Source organism: Variovorax sp. WDL1 (genome assembly GCF_001541225.1).
Taxonomy (GTDB): domain Bacteria; phylum Pseudomonadota; class Gammaproteobacteria; order Burkholderiales; family Burkholderiaceae_C; genus Variovorax.
The window spans coordinates 104,823-113,758 of sequence record NZ_LMTS01000349.1 but is presented as its reverse complement, the minus strand read 5'-3'; the positions used below and the strand labels follow the sequence as shown (position 1 = coordinate 113,758).

The 8,936-nt window shown below is 71.7% G+C and carries 3 protein-coding genes; 2 read left to right on the top strand and 1 reads right to left on the bottom strand.

Going from position 1 to position 8,936, the window contains the following annotated elements:
• A partial coding sequence (locus tag APY03_RS39665; RefSeq protein WP_198161387.1) for a Crp/Fnr family transcriptional regulator occupies window positions 1-714 on the top strand: 714 nt, incomplete at its 5' end.
• 203 nt (window positions 715-917) lie between these two features.
• Complete coding sequence (locus APY03_RS39660; protein ID WP_068686360.1) at window positions 918-1,610, top strand: Crp/Fnr family transcriptional regulator; 693 nt, start codon at window positions 918-920, stop codon at window positions 1,608-1,610.
• A gap of 16 nt (window positions 1,611-1,626) precedes the next feature.
• Here APY03_RS39660 and APY03_RS39655 read toward each other — a convergent pair whose 3' ends face one another.
• Complete coding sequence (locus APY03_RS39655) at window positions 1,627-8,922, bottom strand: GH36-type glycosyl hydrolase domain-containing protein (protein ID WP_443082873.1); 7,296 nt, start codon at window positions 8,920-8,922, stop codon at window positions 1,627-1,629.
• Window positions 8,923-8,936 lie beyond the last annotated feature (14 nt).

Here is an 8,936-nt window from a genome sequence, read left to right as displayed (position 1 = left end):
CCACCCCCCGCCCCCAAGAGAAATCGCCTGCTCGCAGCCCTCCCCGACGCCGAGTGGCAGCGCTGGCTCCCCCAGCTCGAATGGGTCCAGATGCCGCTGGGCCAGGTGCTGTACGAGTCGGGCGGCACGCTCAGCCACGTCTACTTCCCCACCACCGCCATCGTCTCGCTGCTGTACGTGCTGGAGAACGGCGCCTCGGCCGAGATCGCGGTGGTCGGGAACGAAGGCATCGTCGGCGTGTCGCTGTTCATGGGGGGGCAATCGACGCCGAGCCGGGCGGTGGTGCAGAGCGCGGGCGAAGGCTTCCGGTTGAAGGCCCAACTGATGAAGGACGAATTCGACCGGGCCGGGCCGGTGCTGCATCTGCTGCTGCGCTACACGCAGGCGCTGATCACGCAGATGGCGCAAACGGCGGTGTGCAACCGGCACCATTCGCTCGACCAGCAGCTGTGCCGCTGGCTGCTGTTGAGCCTCGACCGCCTGCAGGGCAACGAGCTTGTAATGACGCAGGAGCTGATCGCCAACATGCTCGGCGTGCGGCGCGAAGGGGTGACGGAAGGCGCGCTGAAGCTGCAGCAGGCCGGGCTGATCCGCTACGCGCGCGGCCGCATCTCGGTGCTGAACCGCGCCGGGCTGGAAGAGCGCACCTGCGAGTGCTATGGGGTGGTCAAGAAGGAATACGACCGGTTGCTTCCGGCGATGCTGGCGACCTGAGCGGGCTCGGCGGCCGGCGCGGCCCGGGTGGACCTGGATGGACCCGGCCATCAGGCGCAAGCCTAGTTTGCCGCTCTGTGCGCTGGCAGACAGTCGAGGCGCGGCGCTTGCCGCAGACTGGCAGCGCGGTCGAGCAGGCGTTCGATGGCAAATGCGATCCAGCGTCACCTGAAAGTGGCCGCAGCAACACGCCGGAGAACCCCGTGGCCACCGTCGAGAACCACCTCATCGAACTGCTTCCCCGCGACGATCGGCGAAGCCTGCTGGCCCTGTGCGAGCCGATCCAGCTGAAGATGGCCGAGGTCCTGTGCGAGCACGGCGAGCCGACCCGGCATGTCTACTTCCCCATCGATGGCTTCATCTCGCTCGTCGCGCAGATCGGCGGGCGTGCGTCCCTGGAGGTCGGCCTGGTCGGCCGCGAGGGCATGGTGGGTGCGCAGCTGGCGCTGGACGTGTCCACGGTGCCGTTGCACGCGGTGGTGCAAGGTCCGGGTTCGGCATGGCGCATCGCCAGTGCGGATCTTGTTCGGGAGCTTGTGCGCAGCGCGGCACTGCGGCGCAGCCTGCACCGCTACATCTACGTGGTGATGTCGCAACTGGCAGGCTCGGCCGCTTGCCTGCGCTTTCACCGGCTCGGGCCGCGCCTGGCGCGCTGGCTGCTCATGAGCCAGGACCGTGCGCATTCCGACAGTTTCCACGTGACGCACGAGTTTCTTGCGCTGATGCTCGGCGTGCGCCGGGTCGGGATCACGACGGCCGCGAGCGCCTTGCAGCGCAGCGGGCTGATCGCCTACCACCGCGGCGACCTGACGGTGCTCGACCGCGGCGGGCTCGAGGCGATGGCGTGCGCGTGCTATGCCGCCGACCGGCGCACCTACGCCGAACTGCTGCGCTGACCTGGCGCCACCCCGGTCAGATGGTCAGCAGCAGCCGGTGCGGCCGGCCGTCCAGCGGTACGCGCACGCCGTGCTCTCCCAGCGGGACCAGCTCATCGTCCAGGAGCATCCTGGAGATGCCGCGGCCGCGGCGCGACGGGTGGAGCACCCGGATGGCGTAGACGGTGGATTCGACGGTCACGGTGGCCTCGAAGCCGGGCCAGTCGGCCGGGATGCACGGGTCGATCAGCAGGCACGCGCCTTCGCGGCGGATGCCCAGGATGCCCTCGATGCCGGCGCGGTACATCCAGCCCGCCGAGCCCGTGTACCAGGTCCATCCGCCGCGTCCCGTGTGGGGCGCGGTGGCGTAGACGTCGGCCGCGACGGCATAGGGCTCGACCCGGTAGCGGTCGACCTCCTCGGGGTTGCGCGCATGGTTGATCGGGTTGAGCAGGCTGAAGAGCGACGCGGCCCGGTCGCCATCGCCCAGCTGCGCAAAGGCGAGGATGGCCCACATCGCGGCATGGCTGTACTGGCCGCCGTTCTCGCGCAGGCCGGGCGGGTAGCTCTTGATGTAGCCGGGGTCGGGGCTCATCTTGTCGAACGGCGGCGCCAGGAGCAGCGCGAGGCCATCGTCGGGCCGGACGAGATGCTCCGCCAGCGAGTCCATGGCAGTGGCCGCACGCGTGGGGTCCGCAGCGCCGGAGAGCACGGCCCACGATTGCGCGATGGCGTCGATGCGGCATTCCTCGTTGGCCTGCGAGCCGAGCCAGCTGCCGTCGTCGAAGGTGGCGCGGCGGTACCAGGCACCGTCCCAGGCTTCGCGCTCGATGGCGGCGCGCACCGATTCCGCATGCGCGCGCCAGCGGGCGGCGCGCGCGTCGTCGCGTCCGTCGGCGAGCGGCGCAAAGAGGGCGATGGTGCGCACCAGCAGCCAGCCCAGCCACACGCTCTCGCCACGGCCGCCGGCGCCGACGCGGTTCATGCCGTCGTTCCAGTCGCCGGTGCCCATGAGCGGCATGCCGAGGGGGCCGGTGAGGGCCAGGCACTGGTCGAGGCCGAGCGCGCAATGCTCGAACAGCGTGGCCGAGTGGTTTGCAGGCTCGGGCTGGAAGAAGGCGTCGTGCTCGCCGGCGCGCAGCGCCGGTCCTTCGAGGAAAGGCACTCTCTGGTCGAGGACCGCCGCGTCGCCGGAAGCGGCCACGTAGGTCGCCGCGGCATAGGCCAGCCACACCCGGTCGTCCGAGATGCGGGTGCGCACGCCCTGGCCCGAATGGGGCAGCCACCAGTGCTGCACGTCGCCCTCGGCGAACTGCCGGCCGGCCGCACGCAGCAGATGCGCCCTGGCCTGGTCCGGGTGGGTAAAGCCCAGCGCCATGCCGTCCTGCAGCTGGTCCCTGAAGCCGTACGCGCCGCTGGCCTGGTAGAAGGCCGCGCGGGCCCAGAGCCGGCAGGCGATGGTCTGGTAGAGCAGCCAGCCGTTCAGCATGACGTCCATGGCGCGGTCGGGCGTGCGGACCTGCACCGCGCCGAGCGTCTTGTCCCAGTAGGCGGCAACCTCGGCCAGCACGGCATCGAGGTCCGCTGCGCGGTAGCGGGCGATCAGGGCCTGCGCTTCTTCCTTCGAGGCGCCCTGGCCGAGCAGCGCGACGACCTCCACCGATTCGCCGGGGGCCAGCTCCACGACGCACTGCAATGCGCTGCAGGGGTCGAGCCCCGCCCCGGTGGTGTCCGACAGCGGCAGCGAGCCGGTCAGCGCCGCGGGGGCGCCCGGGTCTCCATGGCGTCCGAGGAACTCGGTGCGATCCCCGGTCCAGGTGGTCTGGCGGCCGCCGAGGTCGGCAAAGGCGACCTTGCCCTGGAACGCCGTCGCCCAGGGCTTGGTGGCCAGCATCGCGCCGGTGGCCGTGTCGATCTCCGTCAGGATGAAGGGGGCCGATGCGCCGCGCGAGGTGCCGAGCACCCATTCCGCATAGGCGGTCACCGTCAGGCAACGCACCTCGTCCGAGTTGTTGCGCAAGGTCAGGCGCGAGATCTTGACCGGGTCGGCCAGCGGCACGTACTGCAGCAGCTCGAGCGCGATGCCATGCGCGGTGTGCGCGAAGCGGCTGTAGCCGTGGCCGTGCCGGGCCTCGTAGCGCCCGGTGCCGCGTATGGGCTGTGCGGTGGGAGTCCACAGTTCGCCGCTCGCATTGTCCCGGACGTAGAAGGCCTCGCCGGGCGCATCGGTGATCGGGTCGTTGGACCAGGGCGTGAGCTGGTTCTCGCGGCTGTTGCCGCACCAGGTCGCGCCGCCGCCTTCGGCCGGCACCTGGAAGCCGAAGCCGGGGTTGGCGATGACGTTGATCCACGGCGCGGGCGTGGTCTGCCCGGCATGGAGGCGCACCACGTATTCCCGGCCATCGTCTGCGAAGCCGCCCAGGCCGTTGAAGAATTCGAGGTCCTGCGAGGGCTGCGCCGCCGGCACGGGCCGGGCGACGGCCGGCGGCGGCGGCGTGCGCTCGTCCGCCGAGCCGGAGCGCGGAGGCGCCAGCCGGGCGAGCCGGTCGCCGATGGCGCCATGGCGGGCGACGAGCTCGATCCGCGCGACCGATCGCAGCAAGGCGCTCGACGGGGCGCCGATCAGGTCCGCGCGCAGCGCGTGGACGGCGCCCTGCGCGAGCTCCGCATCGAGGCGCGGACGCGACTGGCTGCTGCGCACGGCGGTCTCGATGGCGACCTGGAGATCCTGCACATAGGAGGACGCCCGCTCGTTGAGGATGACGAGGTCGACCCACAGCTGCTTCATGCGCCAGTATTCGTGGGCGCGCAGCAGCTGGCGCACCTGTTCCATGTCCTCGATCTCGTCGATGCGCAGCAGGACGATGGGCAGGTCGCCCGACACAGCGTGCGGCCACAGGCCGGACTGCGGCCCCGCCCCGCGCAGGATGGCGTCGGGCGATGCGCGGAAGCGCCGGTCGGCATACAAGAGGGGCGCCGCGAGGCGCTGGAAATCGGCGGCCTCCTGCGCATCGGCGCCGATGTGCCGCAGCTGCACCTGGGCCTGCGTCCACGCCAGCGTCGCCGCGCGGTCGAAGGCGTTGCGGTCATGGTGCCGGTCGATCCGGTCCAGCAGCTCGAGGCGCGACCGCGCGACCACGGTCCAGAACGAGACGCACACCAGCCCGCCCGGCGGGACCAGCACCCGCTGGCGCAGCGAGAACACCGGGTCGAGCACCGTGCCTGCCGTGTTCGACAGCGGCTGGCCGTCCAGCACGGCGGCGGCCGAGCCCGCGTGCCGGCCGCGGCCCAGGAAGCGCGCCCGGTCGGACTCGTACTGCGGCTCGGCCGTGATCTCGCCCTCGACCACCGCGAAATGCGCGGCCCATGCCGGCGGCTCTTCGGGCGTGCGGGTGCGCCGGCTCGCGATCAGGGCGCCGAACTCGGGCAGGTACTCGGTGATGACGAAGAGCTTGGAGAAGGCGGGATGGGCTTCGTCGGCCGACTGGGCGGCGAGGACCACCTCGGCATAGGAGGTGAGGTCGACCTCGCGCGCACGCCGCCCCGCATTGGCGAGCGACACGCGGCGCACTTCGCCGTCGTTCTCGCCGGAGACGAGCACCTCGAGCGTCGTACTGAGGCTGCCCTCGCGGTGGGTGAAGGTGGCGTGGTCTTCGCTGAACAGCACCTCGCAGTGGCGCGCACCGACCGACAGCGGCTGCGCGGTGGCAGACCAGGCACGGCCGCTGCGCACGTCGCGCAGGTAGACGAAGGCGCCCCAGGCGTCGCGGGTCACGTCCTCTCGCCAGCGGGTCACGGCCAGGCCGCGCCAGCGGCTGTAGCCGCCGCCTGCCGCCGTCAGCATCACGGTGTAGCTGCCGTTGGACAGCAGGTGGGTGGCGGGCGCCGGGCCGGGCACCGAGGCGAGATGGCGCAGCACCGCCGGGGCCTGCGTGCCGCTCTCTTCGCGCGATGCATGGACCTCCTCGGCGCGCGGATGCTCGATCGCGACATTGCGCGGCAGGCGCTCCTGCAGCAGCAGCTCGCAGGACTGGATCATCGGTTCGCGGTGGAAGCGCGCACGCATGACACCGTCCTGCAGGACGTTGGCGATGGCCACGATGGTCATGCCCTGGTGGTGGGCCATGTAGCTGCGCACGATTGCCGCCGTCTGCCCGTGCGGCACGCGCGCAGGGGTGAAGTCGAGCGCTTCGTAGAAGCCGTGGTGCCCGAGTGCGCCCATGGCGGCCAGGCGGGCGTAGTTCCGGCAGGCGGCCTGCGGGTCGACCATGGCCGCCAGGCCGGTGGCGTAGGGCGCAATGACCCGGTTGTCGGCCAGCCCGCGCTTGAGCCCGAGGCCGGGTACGCCGAAGTTGGAGTACTGGTAGGTGAACTCCAGGTCGCGGGCGTTGTAGGCCGACTCCGAGATGCCCCAGGGGATGCCCAGCGAGTGGCCATAGGCCTCCTGCCGCTGCACCACCAGGCGGTTGGTCTGTTCGAGCAGGCTGCCTGCGGGCGCGCGCATCACGAGCGACGGCATCAGGTACTCGAACATGGAGCCCGACCAGGAGATCAGGGCCGAGCCGCTGCCGATCGGGGTGGCGGCCCGGCCGAGGCGGAACCAGTGGCGCGTTTGCGCATCGCCCTTGGCGATGGCGAACAGGCTCGCCAGCCGGGCTTCGGAGCCGAGCAGGTCATAGCAATTGAGGTCGAGGCGCTGCTCGTTGGTCGAATAGCCGATGGACAGCAGCTTGCGCTCGGGGTCGACAAGAAAGGCGAAATCCATGGCGAGCGCCATCTCGCGCGCCGTGTCGGCGAGCGCCTGGAGGCGAGCCGCGAGCGCCTCTGCCTGCGGTGCATCCCTGTGGAGCCGGTCACGCGCGTGCGCGGCGGCGCAGCGGCCCAGCGCTGCGATCCAGAACACCAGCTCGTCTGCCGCGTGGTCCTCTTCCGTCTCCTGCAGGCCGCGGGCGGAGGCGGCGGCCTTGTCCGCCAGGCGACCCAGCGCCGGCGCGATGGCGTCGATGGCGAGCGGTCCCCCGAGCTGCGCAGCCATGTCGTCGAGCAGCGCGACGATGCGCTTGCCCCGGCCGCCGTGCGCGGCGGGCAGGTTGCCGGCGGCCTCGCGGGCCAGCTGCAGGGCATCTTCCATGCCGGCCCTGGCATCCATCGCGGGCGCGTCCTGCCGCCACTCCTCGCAGGCATTGGCCAGCGCGATCAGGTGGCCCGCGAGGTTGCCGCTGTCGACCGACGAGACATAGGTGGGCTCCAGCGCGCGAAGATCCTCGGTGCCGTACCAGTTGTAGAAGTGGCCCTTGAAGCGCGGCAGCTTGTGCAAGGTGGCAAAGGTCGCCTCCAGGCGCTCGACCGTGTCGACCATGCCGGCCCACCCGAAATCGCGGGCCGCCGCGGCGGCCAGCAGGTAGAGCCCGATGTTGGTGGGCGAGGTGCGCCGCGCCAGCACCGGCCGGGGATCTTCCTGGAAGTTGTCGGGCGGCAGCATGTGGTCCGCGGGGGTGACGAAGGTTTCGAAGTAGCGCCAGGTGCGCCGCGCGATCAGGCGCAGCGCATGGGCATCCGCCGGCTGGAGAACGCGCCGGCGCGCAACGGCTGGCGGCGTGCTCGCCCACAGGGCCAGCGCCGGCGCCGCCCCCCACAGCAGCATGAAGGGCAGCACCCATGCGAGCGCAGCAGGCGTGGAGGGCGCGAGCAGCAGGGCGCTGGCACCGAGGACGAGCCCGAGTGCCGTGCCGCCGGCCATCTGCCGGTAGAAGCCCAGCAGGTCAGGCCGTGGGCGCCGGGCCGACTGCGCGGCGGTCGTCCATTCGAGCAGGTGCCGCCGGGTGACGAACAAGCGCGCGAACGTGCGCACGATGGCGTCCACCGCGCGCCACGCCTGGTCCGGCAGCAAGGCCAGCGCCGCGCCTGCCTGGAGCACGGCCAGCTTCAGGTCTGCGGCCAACGCAATGAAGTAGCTGCGCAGGTGCACACGGACGCGCGGCGGCCACAGGGCGAGGACCGCCGGCAGCAGGGCGGGGATCGCCAGCGCCGCGAGCACCAGCAGCACGGCCGTGGGCGCGGCGGGCGCGGGCATCAGCCAGGCCGCGCACAGGGCCACCATGGCGGACGGCGCCACCAGCGAGCGCCGCAGGTTGTCGAGCATCTTCCAGCGGCCGAGGGCAGGCATGGCCTGCAGGCCCGCGCGATGGCCGACGATCCATGGCAGCAGCTGCCAGTCGCCGCGGGTCCAGCGGTGCTGGCGGCGGGCCGCGACGTCGTAGCGCGCCGGGGCCTCCTCGACCAGTTCGACATCGCTCGCCAGGCCGGCGCGCGCGTACACGCCCTCGAACAGGTCGTGGCTCAGCATGGCGTTGTCGGGCACGCGCGCGCGCAGGGAGGCCTCGAAGGCATCCACGTCGTAGATGCCCTTGCCCGTGTAGGAACCCTCGCCGAAGAGATCCTGGTAGACGTCCGAGACCGCCATCGCATACGGATCCATGCCGCCGCGGCTGGAGGAGATCTGCTGGTAGACCGAGCCTTCCCGGCCCACGGGCAGCGACGGCGTGATGCGCGGCTGGAGAATCGCATAGCCGCCCACGACACGCTGCAATGCGCTGTCGAAGCGGGGTCGGTTCAGCGGATGGGCCATCTTGCCGACCAGCCGCAATGCCGCATCGCGCGGCAGGCGGGTGTCGGCGTCGAGCGTGAGCACGTAGCGCACGCCGGCCGGCACGAGCGATGCGCCGCCGTGCGCCACGAAGGTGGTGTCTGTCGCGCCGCGCAGCAGCCGGTTGAGCTCGTGGAGCTTGCCTCGCTTGCGTTCCCAGCCCATCCAGGTGTTCTCGGCCTCGTTGAAGACGCGGCGCCGGTGCAGCAGCAGGAAGCGGGGGCTTTCGGGGGCGGGGCCGTGACGCTGGTTCAGCGCCGCGATGGCCTCGGTGGCGATGGCGAGCAGCGGTGCATCCGAAGGCAGTTCTTCGGTGTCCGCATCGGGCCCGTCGGTCAGCAAGGCGAAGACGATGTCGCCCCCGCCGCCGGCGAGGTGGTGGACCTCCAGCCGCTCGATCTGCTCCAGCAGGTCGGCTTCGCTCGTCAGCAGCGTGGGCACGGCCACCAGCGTGCGCAGCGACGCGGGCACGCCGCCGGCGAGCTCCAGGCCCGGCAGGGGAACGGCGCCGAAGCGCCGGGTCGCCGCGCGATTGACCAGGGCCGTCGCCAGCTCGGTCGCCGGCAGCAGGAGCCCGAGCATCCACAGCGCCAGGACGCCTGCGCTGCCCCCGCCGGGAACCAGGAACAGCGCCAGCCCGAGCAACGCTGCCGCGCTCCCGAGGATCGTGCCCGCATAGGCGCCCACGCCCAGCTTGCTGT